Here is a 13,159-nt window from a genome sequence, read left to right as displayed (position 1 = left end):
ACCGCGGGCGAAGCGGTCCACGCCAAACGGCCCGTCCCCTCCCCCGTATTGACAGCACAATGGTCCAGACCGCACGGTGATCCGCGACACACGCAACGGCGCGAAGGAGCTCGCATGGGCGACAGCAAGCTGGCCGACCGGTACCTCGACGCCGCCATCGGCCTGCTGCGACGGATCCGCGACGAGGAGGCCACCTCCATCGCCGCGGCCGGCACCCTGCTCGCCGACACCGTCACCGCCGGCGGCCGGCTGTTCGCCTTCGGCGCCGGCCACTCCTCGCTCGCCGCCCAGGACCTCGTCTACCGCGCCGGCGGCCTCGCGCTGATGAACCTCCTCGCCGTCCCCGGCGTCGTCGGCGTCGACGTCATGCCCGCCACCCTCGGCTCCGCCCTGGAACGCGTCGACGGCCTCGCCGCCGCCGTCCTGGACAGCTCGCCCCTCCGCGCGGGCGACGCCCTGGTGATCATCTCCCTCTCCGGACGCAACGCCCTGCCCGTCGAGATGGCGATCAACGCCCGCGCCCTCGGCATCCACGTCATCGGCGTCACCTCCGTCGCCTACGCCACGCAGACCGGCTCCCGGCACTCCTCCGGCACCTTCCTCAAGGACCACTGCGACATCGTCCTCGACTCCAAGATCGCCGTCGGCGACGCCGAACTGACCCTCGACAGCGTCCCCGCCCCCTTCGCGCCCGCCTCCACGGTCGTCACCACCGCCCTCCTCCAGGCCGTCATGGCCACCGCCGCCGGCACCCTCGCCGAACGCGGCATCGAACCCCCGCTGCTGCGCTCCGGCAACGTCGACGGCGGCCACGAATGGAACGGCCGCATCCTGGAGGAGTACGGCGACCGGATCTTCTACCGCCACTGACCGGACCGACCCCCTCGCGGCTACGCCTCCGGCCGCAGCAGCCCCGCCAGATCCAGCGCGCCCGCGATCCGTACGGCGACGTCCTCGGCGTACGGCGTGTCCGACCGGTCGAACGCGCTGCGCCCGGCACCCCGCAGGAAGGTCACCACACCCAGCGTCCGGCCCCGGCTGCGCAGCACCGCGCACAGCGCGTGCACCGCGTCCGGCGGCCACTGCCGGGCCAGCGCCCAGGCCCGCGCCCGCTCGGCCGGCACGTTCCCCACACTGGCCCGCACCGTGCCGGCCCGCTCGACGCAGCTCAACGCCGGATGCCCCTCGCCGTACCGCACCGGCAGCCCCGCCGCCCCCACCGACAGGCTCGGCCCCGGCGCGCCCGAGGGAGTCGCCGCGACCCGGATCAACCGCACCTCAGCCGCGCCCTCCCCCTCCCTCACCGCGCCGCCCGCCACCCGGTCGATCAGCGCGTGATCGGCGAACCCGGCCAGCGCGAAGTCGAGATGGACGGTCGCCGCCTCCAGCGGGTCCTCGCACTCCGCCGCCGCCCGCGCCGCGCGGTGCAGCTGATTCGTACGGAACCGCAGCTGCGCCGCCTCCTGCTCGCCCTGCTTGGCCTCCGTGACGTCCAGGAACAGCCAGCCCACCCCCAGCGGCACCGGCTCCTCCGCGAGCGGCGAGGCCAGCCGGACGAACCCGCAGCGCCAGCAGCGCCGCCGCACCCCGTCCGGCGTGCGCACCCCCACCCACACCTCTGCCGGTGCGGGCGGCGCGCCCTCGGCCAGCACATGGGTGAGCACCGCCTCCAGCTCCTCCACGCCCTGCGCCAGCAGATCCCCGAGCGGCCGGCCCAGCACCGCCGTACGCCCCAGGCCCAGCGCGCGGGCCGCGTGCGCGTTGACCACGGCCGGGCGCAGATCGGCGTCGACCAGCACCACGCCCCAGCCCGCGTCCTCGAGCAACGCCTCGCTCAGCGCGATGGACCGCTCCAGGTCGATCTGCGCGTGCACCTCGCTGAAGGCGCAGTACACCCCCGCGGGCTTGCCGTCCGGGCCGCGCACCGCCGCCGACTGGGTCCGCACGAGCACCCGCCCGCCGTCCTTCGTCAGCAGCGCGAACTCGTGCACCTGCCGGCCGGGCGCGTGCATGGCCGACAGCAGCCGCGCCTCGACCTCCTCGGCGTCCGCCCTGCGCACCGCCCAGCCGGCGAACCCGTGCCGGCCCACGGCCTCGGCCGCGCTCCAGCCGAGGATCCGCTCGGCCTCGCGGTTCCAGTGCGTGACGACCCCGTCGGCGTCGAACGCGCACAGGGCCGCGTCCATGCCGTCCAGCAGGGCGGCCAGCAGATCGGCACCGTCCCGCTCCGGCTCGTCCGGCCCCAGTTCGTCAGTGGTCCCACTACGCCGGGAAGCACTCACCTGGACCCCCTGCAGGCTGTGTCCGCACGTACGGCACGTCAGTCGTGCTCACTGGCCCTCATTCAACTGGAACGTGACCCAGCCCACATATGGTTCCCGCAAGATTGCGGCGAATCACCGAGGAATCGTTGCCCGCCGGAAACCGAACCCCGCACGCCCCCTCCCCTCCCTCACCCGGCCTCAGGCCGCCGCGCGTACACCTCGATCTCGATCCTCATCCGGGGATCCGCCAGCCCGCACACCATCATCGTCGCCGCCGGCCGCACCTCTCCGAAGCAGGCCCGCAGCACCGGCCAGCACGGCTCGAAGTCCTCCCGGTCCGGCAGCAGATACCGCACCCGCACCACGTCGGCGAACGAGCACCCCGCCTCCTCCAGCGCCGCCCCGATGTTCCGCAGACACTGCTCGGCCTGCTCGACGACGTCGTCGGAGATCGTCATGGTCGCGTAGTCGTACCCGGTCGTCCCCGACACGTGCACCCAGTCCCCGTCCACCACGGCCCGGGCATACCCGATCCGCTCCTCGAACACCGAACCACTGAGAATCGCCCGCCGCTTTGTCATGCACGGATTGTCATGCACGGAGCGCTGAAGCACTCGCGAAAAAAGGGGTTGAGTGGCGCGGGGGCACTTCCTAGGGTGTGCGGTACACGAGAAGGGAGGTGGTTCGGCAGATGTATGAAAACCGGACGCGTGAGGTGGCTGCGGGCTAGCGGCTCGCCACCACACTCAGTGCGGTGCCGGACCAGCGCGTGAGCGAAGCGCGCAGCCGGCCCAATCCCAAGCAGTCACCCGACCCGCGAGCTGCCGGTACGTCCGACCGGCTCCTCCTTTCAGGAGGACCAGGCTCGCGGGTCGTCTGCGTTGTCGGGGCAGTACGCTGGGGGCATGCTTCCGCTCGTTCGACGCCGCCATGTGGACTTCGTCCGCGTCACGAGCATGGGCTGTCGACGCTTCACGATCTGAGCGCTCGGGCCCGTTTTCCCGGCTGATCGCCGGTTCCGGCTCTGCCGCCCGCCCTTCGGCTTCCTGAAGCTTGCGGGCTGTTCCTTTCCTTCCTTCGGTGCGCCGTGTCTCCGCCCCACCCCGGCGGGGGCGCGGGCCCCCGTACACCCCTGCGGATGTCCTCATGAACTCTCACGTGTCGTACCAGCAGCTTCCCGTGATCGATCTGTCCGATGCCGATGCCGGGCCCGGGGCGCGGGCGGCTTTCCGTGACCGGTTGCACGCGGCCGCCCGGGACGTGGGCTTCTTCCAGCTCGTCGGGCACGGGGTGACCGAGGAGGAGACGGAGGCGTTGCTGTCGGCCATGCGGCGGTTCTTCGCGCTGCCGGAGGCGGAGCGGGTGGCGCTGGACAACGTGAACTCGCCGCACTTCCGCGGTTACACGCGGGTCGGTGACGAGCGCACCGGCGGTGCGCGGGACTGGCGGGACCAGCTGGACATCGGGGCGGAGCGGCCGGTGCGGGTGCCGGGGCCGGGTGAGCCGGCGTACTGGTGGCTGCAGGGGCCGAACCAGTGGCCGGCGGCGCTGCCCGAGCTGCGGACGGCCGCGCTGGCGTGGATCGACCGGCTGAGCGGGGTCGCGGAGCGGCTGCTGCACGAGCTGCTGGCGGCGATCGGGGCGCCCGCCGACTTCTACGACCCGATCTTCGGGGAGCACGCGCATCCGCATCTGAAGCTGGTGCGGTATCCGGGGAGCGCGGTGGACGGCGCCGCCCAGGGGGTGGGCGCGCACAAGGACTACGGGTTCCTGACGCTGCTGCTGCAGGACGGGGTGGGCGGGCTCCAGGTGCAGCGGGAGGACGGGCTGTTCCATGACGTGCCGCCGGTTCCGGGGGCGTTCGTGGTGAACCTCGGGGAGCTGCTGGAGGTGGCCACCAACGGCTATCTGGTGGCCACGAACCACCGGGTCGTGTCGCCGCCGGGGGCCACGGAGCGGTTCTCCGTGCCGTTCTTCTACAACCCGCGGCTGGACGCGCGGGTCGAGCCGCTGCCGTTCCCGCATGCGTCGGCCGCGCGGGGGGTGACCGACGATCCGGCGAATCCGCTGTTCGCGGAGTACGGCTTCAACGAGCTGAAGGGCAAGCTGCGGGCGCATCCGCTGGTGGCCGAGCGGCATCACGCGGGGCTGCTGAGCCCCGCGTGACGCCGCCCTCGGTGGCTCAGTGCGCGATGTCCGCGTAGCCCTCGATCTCGCGCGGGTCGCGCGGCCCGGGGCCGATGTAGCGGGCGGAGGGGCGCACGAGGCGGCCGGTGCGCTTCTGTTCCAGGATGTGCGCCGACCAGCCGGCGGTGCGGGCGCAGGTGAACATCGAGGTGAACATGTGCGCGGGAACCTCGGCGAAGTCGAGGACGATGGCGGCCCAGAACTCGACGTTGGTGGCGAGGACGCGGTCGGGGCGGCGGGCGTGGAGCTCGGCCAGGGCCGCCTTCTCCAGGGCTTCGGCGACCTCGAAGCGGGGGGCGCCGAGTTCCCGCGCGGTGCGGCGCAGGACGCGGGCGCGGGGGTCCTCGGCGCGGTAGACGCGGTGGCCGAAGCCCATCAGGCGTTCGCCCTTGTCGAGGGTCTTCTTGACGTACGCCTCGGCGTCCCCGGTGCGCTCGATCTCCTCGATCATGTGCAGGACGCGGGAGGGGGCGCCGCCGTGGAGGGGGCCGGACATGGCGCCGACGGCGCCGGAGAGGGCGGCGGCGACGTCGGCTCCGGTGGAGGCGATGACGCGGGCGGTGAAGGTGGAGGCGTTCATGCCGTGCTCGGCGGCGGACGTCCAGTAGGCGTCGACGGCGGCGACGTGCTTGGGGTCGGGCTCGCCGCGCCAGCGGATCATGAAGCGTTCGACGACGGACTGGGCCTTGTCGATCTCGCGCTGCGGGACCATGGGCAGGCCCTGGCCGCGGGCGGACTGGGCGACGTAGGACAGGGCCATGACGGCGGCGCGGGCGAGGTCCTCGCGGGCCTGTTCGGCGTCGATGTCGAGGAGGGGTTTCAGCCCCCAGACGGGGGCGAGCATGGCGAGCGCGGACTGGACGTCGACGCGGATGTCGCCGGAGTGCACGGGGATGGGGAACGGCTCGGCGGGCGGGAGGCCGGGGTTGAAGGCACCGTCGACGAGCAGGCCCCAGACATTGCCGAAGGAGACGTGACCGACCAGGTCCTCGATGTCGACTCCCCGGTACCTGAGGGCGCCGCCCTCCTTGTCCGGTTCGGCGATCTCCGTCTCGAACGCGACGACTCCTTCGAGTCCGGGTACGAAGTCGGACATCAGGCGGCTCCTCGTGATGTGTACGACGGGTGGGTGGGACGGTGTGCGGGATGTGGGCGGTACGACGGTGGTGGGCCGGCTCGGGTGTGGCCGGCGGGGTGGGTGAGCGCCGCGTGGATCCGCGGCCTGGGCGGGCTCGCGGTCCCGAACGTTCACTCGGGTCATGCCCCGTCGGCCTGGCGGTCACCCCACCGGGCCGGCATCTGCACGATATCCCTGGGTGTCAACCCTGGGGAGGTTTCGCGGCACTCAGTGCCACGCAGTGACGAAGGACACCGTGGCGGGGTGCCCCGGGGCATACGGCAAGATGACCGGGTGACCGAGCATGACGCCGTTCCCGCCGTCCCGCACGAGCCCGTCCCCGACCCGTCGGTGATGCGCAAGCACTACCGCGAGGAAGGGCTGGCCGAGGCCGATCTCGCGGCGACGCCCGTGCGGCAGTTCGCGCGGTGGTTCCGGCAGGCCGCGACGGAGGGGCGGCTGTTCGAGCCGAACGCGATGGTCGTCTCGACGGCCGACGCGCAGGGGCGGCCGAGTTCCCGCACGGTGCTGCTGAAGCAGTTCGACGAGCGGGGCTTCGTCTTCTACACCAACTACGACTCCCGCAAGGCCCGTGACCTGGCGGAGAACCCGCATGTGTCGCTGCTGTTCCCCTGGTATCCGATGGCACGGCAGGTGATCGTCACGGGCGTGGCGCGGCGTACCGGGCGGGAGGAGACGGCCGCGTACTTCCGCAGTCGGCCGCACGGTTCGCAGCTGGGGGCGTGGGCGAGCGCGCAGTCCTCGGTGATCGGCTCGCGTGCGGAGCTGGAGGCCGCGTACGCCGAGCTGGAGGCCCGTTATCCGGAGGGTGAGCGGGTGCCGGTGCCGCCGCACTGGGGCGGGTTCCGGGTGGTGCCGTCGTCGGTGGAGTTCTGGCAGGGGCGGGAGAACCGGCTGCACGACCGGCTGCGGTACGTGGCGGAGCCGGGCGGGGGCTGGCGGGTGGAGCGGCTCAGTCCCTGACGGGTGCCCGGGCAGACACCCCCTAGTAGCCGCCCCACAGGTACACCGTGCGGTGGCCGTCGAGGAGGGCGGTCAGGCGGGCCTGGAACGTGTCGCTGAGGTCGGGCCAGTTCCAGAACTCGAAGCCGAGGTGGGCGAAGGCCAGGGGGCGGTCGTCCCACGTCCAGTCGGGTACGGCGACGGGTGCGGCGCAGACCGGGCAGGCGACGGTGGCGGAGCCGGTGTCGTGCCAGGTCCGCATGGCGTCGTGGAAGCGGGGCCACAGCGTGTCGCCGAGCGGCGTGACCGCCGTGCAGCGCGGGCAGACGGCCGCGTCCGGCAGGTCGGCGCCGCTGGTGAAGCCGGTGCGCCCGGTGTGGACGGCGAGCCCGTCGGAGGGCGGCCGGTCCCAGTCGTCGTCGACGGCCCGCTCCCAGTGCGGGCCGGGCGGGTGGCCGAGGGGCTGCCCGGGGACGCACGGCGTGCGTTCGGCGAGTACGACGCCCTCGGCGGCGAGCCAGGCCGTGACGCGGGTGGCGAGCCGTGCGGCGTCGGTGGTGGTCGCGTCGAGGTCGGCGATCACCTGGAACCGGTCCCCCATGGTCAGTCCAGCGCCCCGTCGAGCAGTGCCGCCCACTGGGCCACGACGCGGTCGCGGCGCGCGGCGTCGTCGGTGAGGAGGTTGGCGAGGCCGAGGCCGCGGGCCATGTCGAGCAGGCCCTGCACGGTCTCGCGGACGCCGGGGCGGGTCTCGTCGGCGCCGAGGAGGTCGACGGCGATGCGGTGGGTCTCGCGGCCGACGCGGGCTTCGAGTTCGGTGACGCGGGGCCGCAGCTGTTCCTCGTTGGACGCGGCGACCCACAGGTGGAGGGCGGCGCGAAAGAGGGGGCCGGTGTACAGGTCGACGAGGGCGGCGACGACGGCCCGGCGGTCGCCGGCGGCGCCCTCGGGGAAGAGGGCGCGCAGGGCGCCGGAGCGTTCCTCGGCGACGTACTCGACGGCGGCGGTGAACAGGTCCTCGCGGGTGGGGAAGTGGTGCTGGGCGGCACCGCGGGAGACGCCGGCGCGTTCGGCGACGACGGAGACCGTGGACCCGGCCCAGCCGTGCTCGGCGAGGCAGGCCACGGCGGCGGCCAGCAGCCGCTGCCGGGTGGCGCGGCTGCGGTCCTGCTTGGGGACGCGGTCGACTGTCGTCACAGCACTCATTCCGTCACAGCACCCATTCGGGATCCCGTCGTTCCAGGAAGGCCGTCATGCCCTCGCGGGCCTCCGGGGAGGCGAACAGCCCGGCCGAGAGCGCGGTCACACCGGCCGCGTCCCGCTCGAAGGCTTCCAGCACCCTAGCCGTGAGCAGCCGTTTCGTCTCGGCGAGGGCCTGGGGCGAGGAGCGGCGCAGCCCGTCGAGGACGGGGGCGAGGACGTCGTCGACGTCGTCGCCGGCCGCGGTGATCAGGCCGATGCGGGCGGCTTCGGCGGCGTCGAGGCGTTCCCCGGTGAGGCAGTAGCGGGTGAGGGCGCGCGGGTCGGTGCGGGGCAGCAGCGGCAGGGAGATCACCGCGGGGGCGACGCCGATGCGTACCTCGGTGAACGCGAAGGTGGCGGTGTGGGAGGCGGCGGAGATGTCGCAGGCGGCGAGCAGCCCGAGGCCGCCCGCGCGGACGTGTCCGGTGACGCGGGCGACGACCGGTTTGGGCAGGGCGACGAGGTGGCGCAGGAGGGCGACCAGGGCGTCGGGGCCGGGTGGGTCGCGCAGGTCGGCGCCGGCGCTGAAGGTGGTGCCGGTGTGGGTGAGGACGACCGCGCGGACGTCGGCGTCCTCGGCGCAGGCGGTGAGCGCGTCGGCCAGTTCGCCGACGAGGGCCGCGGAGAGCGCGTTGCGGTGGTGCGGGGCGTCGAGGGTGAGGGTTTCGATGCCGCGGGCGCGGGTGCGGGTGACCGAGGTCATGTCCGCTCCCTGAGTTCGCGGCGCAGGATCTTGCCGGAGGCGGCGCGGGGCACGGTGTCGGTGAAGGTGACCTGGCGGACGCGTTTGTAGGGGGCGACGCGTTCGGCGACGTACATCATGACCTCTCCTTCGGAGAGGTGCCCCGCGTCCGGGCGGCGGACCACGTACGCGCGGGGGACCTCGTTTCCGTTGTCGTCGGGGACGCCGATGACGGCGGCGTCGGCGATGCCGGGGTGGGTGAGGAGCAGTGCCTCGAGTTCGGCGGGGGCGACCTGGAAGCCCTTGTACTTGATCAGTTCCTTGACGCGGTCGACGACGAACAGCCAGCTTCCCCCGGGGTCGACGTGGCCGACGTCGCCGGTGTGCAGCCAGCCGTCGGGGTCGATGATCGCGGCGGTGGCGTCGGGGCGGCCCAGGTAGCCCTTCATCACCTGGGGGCCGCGGATGAGGATCTCGCCGGCCTCGCCGGGTGCGAGGTCCCGGGTGGGGTCGTCGAGGGAGACGATCCGCATCCGCGTGCCGGCGATGAGTTTGCCGACGGTTCCGGGGGGTGCGTCGTGCATGGCGTCGAGGGGGACGACGTGGGTGCCGGGGGACAGTTCCGTCATGCCGTAGGCCTGGCCGACGGGCGGCAGGTTCAGCCGGCGGGAGCAGGCCTCGGCGAGGGCGGCGTCGAGGGGTGCGGCGGCGCTGACGACGTACTTCAGGGACGACAGGTCGTACCGGCCGACCAGGGGGTGTTTGGCGAGGGCGAGCACGATCGGCGGGGCCACGTAGAGGGCGGTGATGCGGTGGTTCTGGATGGCGGCGAGGAAGGTCTCCAGGTCGAAGCGGGGCAGGACGACGACGGTGGCGCCCTTCCTCAGGGGGGCGTTCATCAGCGCGGTCAGGCCGTAGATGTGGAAGAACGGCAGGACGGCCAGGACGCGTTCGCCGGGGCCGGTGTCGATGGCGGGTTCCAGCTGGGCGAGGTTGGTGGCGATCTGCCGGTGGGGGAGCATCACGCCTTTGGGGGTGCCGGTGGTGCCGGAGGAGTACGGCAGGGCGGCCAGGTCCTCGGCCGGGTCGAGGTCGATGTGGGGTTCGGGGGCCGTGGAGGCCAGCAGGTCGGTCAGGGACCGGTGTCCGGGCGCGCTGTCGCAGACGAGGATCTCGCGGACGCCGCCGGCGAGTGCGGCGGCGCGGCGGGCGGTGTCGAGCAGCGGGGAGACGGTGACGACCCAGCGGGCGGCCGAGTCGCGGAGCTGGCGCGCGAACTCCTCGGCGGTGGCGAGGGGGTGCGCAGTGGTGACGGCGGCGCCCGCGCGGGTGGCGGCGTAGAAGGCGAGGGGGAAGGCGAGGGTGTTGGGGCTGTGCAGGGCGACGACGTCGCCCTTGCGGACGCCCGTCTCGGCGAGCGCGGCGGCGATGCGGCGGTGGAAGCGGTCCACCTGCTCGTAGGAGAGGGTGGTGCCGTCGGTGCCGTCGATGAGCGCGGGGGCGTCGCCGAACTCGGCGGCGCGGCCCAAGACCGCATCGTGGATGGGCAGGTTCACGGGCGGGACGTCTGCGTACTCGCTGCGGAACATCGCGGTTCCTCCTCGCGCGGGGGCGGGTGCCCGTACGGCCTCGGTACGGGCTCAGTACGACTTCGGCAGACCGAGGGTCTGGTGGGAGACGTAGTTCAGGATCATTTCGCGGCTCACCGGTGCGATACGGGCCACGCGCGCGGCCGTGACGAGCGAGGCGAGGCCGAACTCGCGGGTGAGGCCGTTGCCGCCGAGGGTGTGCACGGCCTGGTCGACGGCTCTGGCGCAGGCCTCGCCGGCGGCGTACTTGGCCATGTTCGCGGCCTCGCCGGCGCCGGTGTCGTCGCCCGTGTCGTAGAGGCGGGCCGCCTTCTGCATCATCAGGCGGGCCAGTTCCAGCTCGATGTGCGACTGGGCGAGGGGGTGGGCGATGGCCTGGTGGGCGCCGATCGGGGCCTTCCAGACGGTGCGGTCGCGGGCGTACTCGACGGCCCTGGCGACGGCGTACCGGCCCATGCCGATCGCGAAGGCGGCCGTCATGATCCGCTCGGGGTTGAGTCCGGCGAAGAGCTGCAGCAGGCCGGCGTCCTCGTCGCCGACGAGCGCGCCGGCGGGGAGCCGGACGTCGTCCAGGGTCACTTCGAACTGTTTCTCCTGGGCGTCGAGCTCCATGTCGATCCTGCGGCGCCCGAAGCCGGGCGCGTCCCGCGGGACGATGAACAGGCAGGGCTTCAGACGGCCCGTGCGGGCGTCCTGGGTGCGGCCGACGATGAGGGTGGCGTCGGCGATGTCGACGCCGGAGACGAAGACCTTGCGGCCGGTGAGGAGCCAGTCGGTGCCGTCGCGGCGGGCGGTGGTGGTGATGCGGTGGCTGTTGGAGCCGGCGTCGGGTTCGGTGATGCCGAAGGCCATGAGGCGGGTGCCGTCGGCGAGGCCGGGGAGCCAGGTCCGCTTCTGTTCCTCGGTGCCGAAGCGGGCGATGACCGTGCCGCAGATCGCCGGGGAGACGATCATCATGAGGAGGGGGGCGCCCGCGGCGCCGAGTTCTTCGAGGACGATGGAGAGTTCGGTGATGCCGCCGCCTCCGCCGCCGTAGGCCTCCGGCAGGTTGACGCCGAGGTAGCCGAGTTTGCCCGCCTCGGACCAGAGTTCCCGGTGGTCGTGGTGGCGGCCGTGGCGGGTGCCGAGGGCGGCCACGGCGGATCGGAGGGCTTTGTTCTCTTCGGATTCGATGAGGGTGGTCACGGGAATCCTCCGGTCTGCGGGTTGTCGGTGGTCGATCGCGCACACGCGGCGGAGCCGCATATCCGTGCGGTCCCGCGCTCCTACGGGGTGGTGGTCACCACGGCCAAGAGGGTGCCGGGTTCCACTTGCCGGCCCGGTTCGACGTGGAGGGCTTCGAGGGTGCCCGTCGCGGGGGCCGTGATCTGGTGCTGCATCTTCATCGCCTCCAGCCACAGGAGGGGCTGTCCGGCCTGGACGGCGGCGCCTTCGGTGAGGCCGTCGGCGATGCGGACGACGGTGCCGGGCATGGGGGCGAGCAGGGAGCCCGGGGCGTGCTGCGGCGTGGGGTCGGGGAAGCGGGGCAGGGCGCGCAGGACGGTCCGGTTGACGTGGATCTCGTCGCCGTAGCGGGCGATCGTGTACGTCCGGCGCAGGCCGTCGGTCTCCAGGACGACGTGGGCGGCGTCGGCGTGCAGGACGCGTACTCCGTCGGCTTCGAGGCCGCCCGCGCGGGTGTGGTGGTAGCGGACCTCGTGTTCCTCGCCGGCCATCAGGTAGCGCTTGGTCTGCGGCTGGGAGGGCAGGTTGCGCCAGCCGCCGAAGCGGGAGCGGCCGTGCGCGTCGGCGAGGGCGGCGGCGAGCGGGGCGTACGGGTCGGGGGCGGGCCGGGTCAGCTCGGCCAGGTGCCGGCCGTAGAAGCCGGTGTCCATGCGGGCGGAGGTGAGCTCCCGGTGGCGCAGGGAGCGCACGAGGAGGTCGCGGTTGGTGACCGGGCCGTGGATCGCGGCCTGCTCCAGGGCGCCGGCGAGTTTGCGGATCGCCTCCGCGCGGGTGGGCGCGTGGGCGATCGCCTTGGCGATGAGGGGGTCGTAGTGGACGCCGATCGGGTCGCCGTCGGTGTAGCCGGTGTCGAGGCGGACGGTGTCCGGGACGGCGAGGCGGTGCAGGGTGCCGGTCTGCGGGGCCCAGCCGTTCGCCGGGTCCTCGGCGTAGAGGCGGGCCTCGACGGCGTGGCCGCGCGCGGGGGGCGGGTCGTTCTCCAGGGCGTGGCCCTCGGCGACGCGGATCTGCAGGGCGACCAGGTCGATGCCGTACACGGCCTCGGTGACGGGGTGTTCGACCTGGAGGCGGGTGTTCATCTCCAGGAAGTGGGCGGTGCCGTCGGCGACCAGGAACTCGACGGTGCCGGCGCCGGTGTAGCCGACCGCGCGGGCGGCGCGTACGGCGGTGTCGTGCAGCTCGCGGGTCAGTTGGGGAGTCAGACCCGGTGCGGGGGCCTCTTCGACGACCTTCTGGTGGCGGCGCTGGAGGGAGCAGTCGCGGGTGCCGAGCGCCCACACCGTGCCGTGGGTGTCGGCGAGGATCTGCACCTCCACATGGCGGCCGTTCTCGACGTACGGCTCGGTGAACACCTCGTCGTCGCCGAACGCGGACCGGGCCTCCGCGCGGGCGGCCGTCAGCTCCCGGTCCAGGTCGGCGAGGCGGCGTACGACGCGCATGCCGCGCCCGCCGCCCCCGGCCGCCGCCTTCACCAGCACGGGCAGGTCGGCCTCGGTGACCTCGCCGGGCGGGGCGAGGCCCAGCAGTCGCTTGGCGCGGGTCTTGGACGCCATGGCCTCGATGGCCTGCGGTGGCGGGCCGATCCAGACGAGGCCCGCGTCGAGGACCGCGCGGGCGAAGTCGGGGTTCTCGGAGAGGAAGCCGTAGCCGGGGTGCACGGCGTCGGCGCCGGCCGCGAGGGCGGCCTTCACGATCAGGTCGCCGCGCAGGTAGGTGTCGGCGGGGGCGGTGCCCGGCAGGCGTACGGCCGTGTCGGCCACGCGCGCGTGGAGGGCGTCTTCGTCGGCGTCGGAATGGACCGCGACGGTCCGGATTCCCAGCTCACGGCAGGTGCGGAAGACGCGGCAGGCGATCTCGCCCCGGTTGGCGACGAGCACAGAAGTGATCACGG

12 protein-coding genes are annotated in these 13,159 nt (G+C 73.3%); 3 read left to right on the top strand and 9 right to left on the bottom strand.

Annotated features, from left to right (window positions below):
* Nucleotides 1-114: 114 nt before the first annotated feature.
* Nucleotides 115-870 (top strand): SIS domain-containing protein, encoded by a 756-nt coding sequence (locus tag AB0K92_RS05145; RefSeq protein WP_365919539.1) that lies wholly within the window; start codon nucleotides 115-117, stop codon nucleotides 868-870.
* Between the two features lie 20 nt (nucleotides 871-890).
* Here the strand turns inward: AB0K92_RS05145 and AB0K92_RS05140 are convergent, their stop codons facing one another.
* Both AB0K92_RS05140 and AB0K92_RS05135 read right to left on the bottom strand, forming a co-directional pair.
* On the bottom strand, nucleotides 891-2,282 hold the full coding sequence (locus tag AB0K92_RS05140; protein ID WP_365919537.1) for a PAS domain-containing protein: 1,392 nt from the start codon (nucleotides 2,280-2,282) through the stop codon (nucleotides 891-893).
* 170 nt (nucleotides 2,283-2,452) lie between these two features.
* The gene (locus AB0K92_RS05135; RefSeq protein ID WP_365919535.1) at nucleotides 2,453-2,845 is read right to left on the bottom strand and encodes a RidA family protein; all 393 of its coding nucleotides are present in this window, start codon (nucleotides 2,843-2,845) and stop codon (nucleotides 2,453-2,455) included.
* A gap of 565 nt (nucleotides 2,846-3,410) precedes the next feature.
* Between AB0K92_RS05135 and AB0K92_RS05130 the strand changes: the two genes are divergently transcribed.
* Nucleotides 3,411-4,430: a 2-oxoglutarate and iron-dependent oxygenase domain-containing protein gene (locus tag AB0K92_RS05130; RefSeq protein WP_365919533.1), complete on the top strand. Its 1,020-nt coding sequence runs from the start codon at nucleotides 3,411-3,413 to the stop codon at nucleotides 4,428-4,430.
* Nucleotides 4,431-4,446: 16 nt separating this feature from the next.
* Here AB0K92_RS05130 and AB0K92_RS05125 read toward each other — a convergent pair whose 3' ends face one another.
* The gene (locus AB0K92_RS05125; RefSeq protein WP_365764037.1) at nucleotides 4,447-5,547 is read right to left on the bottom strand and encodes a citrate synthase 2; all 1,101 of its coding nucleotides are present in this window, start codon (nucleotides 5,545-5,547) and stop codon (nucleotides 4,447-4,449) included.
* Between the two features lie 297 nt (nucleotides 5,548-5,844).
* On the opposite strand from AB0K92_RS05125, the gene pdxH reads away from it, so the two are divergent.
* Nucleotides 5,845-6,552, top strand: a complete 708-nt coding sequence (gene pdxH, locus AB0K92_RS05120) for a pyridoxamine 5'-phosphate oxidase (RefSeq protein ID WP_365919887.1) — start codon at nucleotides 5,845-5,847, stop codon at nucleotides 6,550-6,552.
* Between the two features lie 22 nt (nucleotides 6,553-6,574).
* Here the strand turns inward: pdxH and AB0K92_RS05115 are convergent, their stop codons facing one another.
* The 6 genes from AB0K92_RS05115 to AB0K92_RS05090 all read right to left on the bottom strand — a co-directional run bounded on the left by AB0K92_RS05115 (nucleotide 6,575) and on the right by AB0K92_RS05090 (nucleotide 13,157).
* Nucleotides 6,575-7,132 (bottom strand): hypothetical protein, encoded by a 558-nt coding sequence (locus AB0K92_RS05115; protein ID WP_365919531.1) that lies wholly within the window; start codon nucleotides 7,130-7,132, stop codon nucleotides 6,575-6,577.
* 2 nt (nucleotides 7,133-7,134) lie between these two features.
* Complete coding sequence (locus tag AB0K92_RS05110; protein ID WP_365919529.1) at nucleotides 7,135-7,737, bottom strand: TetR/AcrR family transcriptional regulator; 603 nt, start codon at nucleotides 7,735-7,737, stop codon at nucleotides 7,135-7,137.
* A gap of 4 nt (nucleotides 7,738-7,741) precedes the next feature.
* Nucleotides 7,742-8,476: an enoyl-CoA hydratase family protein gene (locus AB0K92_RS05105; protein ID WP_365919527.1), complete on the bottom strand. Its 735-nt coding sequence runs from the start codon at nucleotides 8,474-8,476 to the stop codon at nucleotides 7,742-7,744.
* The gene (locus AB0K92_RS05100; RefSeq protein WP_365919525.1) at nucleotides 8,473-10,044 is read right to left on the bottom strand and encodes a 4-coumarate--CoA ligase family protein; all 1,572 of its coding nucleotides are present in this window, start codon (nucleotides 10,042-10,044) and stop codon (nucleotides 8,473-8,475) included. Before AB0K92_RS05100 ends, AB0K92_RS05105 begins: the two co-directional genes overlap by 4 nt.
* Before the next feature lie 51 nt (nucleotides 10,045-10,095).
* Nucleotides 10,096-11,229 (bottom strand): acyl-CoA dehydrogenase family protein, encoded by a 1,134-nt coding sequence (locus AB0K92_RS05095; RefSeq protein WP_365919523.1) that lies wholly within the window; start codon nucleotides 11,227-11,229, stop codon nucleotides 10,096-10,098.
* A gap of 80 nt (nucleotides 11,230-11,309) precedes the next feature.
* The gene (locus tag AB0K92_RS05090) at nucleotides 11,310-13,157 is read right to left on the bottom strand and encodes a biotin carboxylase N-terminal domain-containing protein (protein ID WP_365919521.1); all 1,848 of its coding nucleotides are present in this window, start codon (nucleotides 13,155-13,157) and stop codon (nucleotides 11,310-11,312) included.
* Between the last annotated feature and the right edge of the window lie 2 nt (nucleotides 13,158-13,159).

The sequence above is a fragment of the Streptomyces sp. NPDC052687 genome, from assembly GCF_040678395.1.
GTDB lineage: Bacteria > Actinomycetota > Actinomycetes > Streptomycetales > Streptomycetaceae > Streptomyces.
The sequence above is the reverse complement of the archived record's forward strand: the minus strand, read 5'-3'. Positions and strand labels throughout refer to the sequence as shown.